This is a genomic window from Streptomyces calidiresistens, assembly GCF_014141525.1.
Taxonomy (GTDB): domain Bacteria; phylum Actinomycetota; class Actinomycetes; order Streptomycetales; family Streptomycetaceae; genus Streptomyces; species Streptomyces calidiresistens.
Genome location: NZ_VKHS01001276.1, coordinates 1 through 1,012 on the forward strand (window position 1 = coordinate 1; position 1,012 = coordinate 1,012).

Consider the following 1,012-nt stretch of genomic DNA (forward strand, 5'->3'; position numbering starts at 1 on the left):
GGGGTGGTGTCGTCGTCCGCCGGTTCCTGCGCGCGGGCGGGCCGGGACTCCTCGTCCGTCGCCCCCGGCGGGGTGCGGTCGGGGGTGTCGGCGTCGGAGGTGCCCCCGTCCCCGGCGTCGGCGGCCTCCGGGGCGTCGGCGGTCCCGGCGGCGTCACCGGTCCCGGTGGTCTCCGGGGCGGTCGCGTCCGGGGTGTCCCCGGGGTCGGGGTCCGTCGTCGTGGTGTCGGCGTCCGGGGCGGTGCCGGTGTCCGTTCCGGCCTCCGTCCCCGTCCCGCCGGTCGGCTCCGTGGTGTCCCCGCTCGCTCCCGTCCCCGGGGCCTCGGCGTCGGTCCCGGCGTCCGCCGGGGCCTCGGCGGTGTCGGTGCGGGGTCGTTCCGCGACGGGGGTTCCGTCCCCGGGCGCGTCGGCGTCCCCGGGGGCGTCCGACGCGTCCGGGGCCTCTCCGGGGTCCGGCGCGGCGGTCGGGTCCCCGGGGGCCGCGGTGCCCCCGGCGGGGTGCCGGCGGGTCCGGCGCCGTGGCCGTCCGGCCGGTTCGCCGGGTTCGTGGGTGGGGGTGGCGGTACGACCGCCGCGACGTGTGCCGGCCCGGGGTCGGGTGCCGGCGGCGGCAGTGGGTCGGTCCGTTCGACCGTCCGGGGTCCCGGCTGTGGGGGTGGGGTGCTTGGCCATCCGCTCCGTCCGGTGTGGTCTCGTGTTCCCCCGCCGACGTGTCGGTGGGGGCGCGTCCCCGCTCGGGGGACGGATAAGGCGGGAAGTTCGGGGAACGCGTGACACCGGGAGGCGTCACGCGGGGGTCGGGAACATCTGCTCTTCCGCCTCCCCCGAATACGACCTCTCATAACGTACGAAAAACCGCATGAACCTATAGTGGTAGACACAGCGGGAAAAGGCGCGTTACCCCGTCATTCGGGGCGTCATTGGCAGCATGGCGCCCGTGAGTCCCCTCGACGCCGTCGCCGACCGCCTGCGCACGGCGGCCCGCCGGTGGCTCCGCCCCCGCGCCACGGCCC

At 77.8% G+C, this 1,012-nt stretch carries 1 pseudogene; it reads right to left on the reverse strand.

What is annotated here, in order from left to right:
• A pseudogene (locus tag FOE67_RS26850) lies at positions 1-671 on the reverse strand (hypothetical protein); the annotation flags it as partial.
• Between the last annotated feature and the right edge of the window lie 341 nt (positions 672-1,012).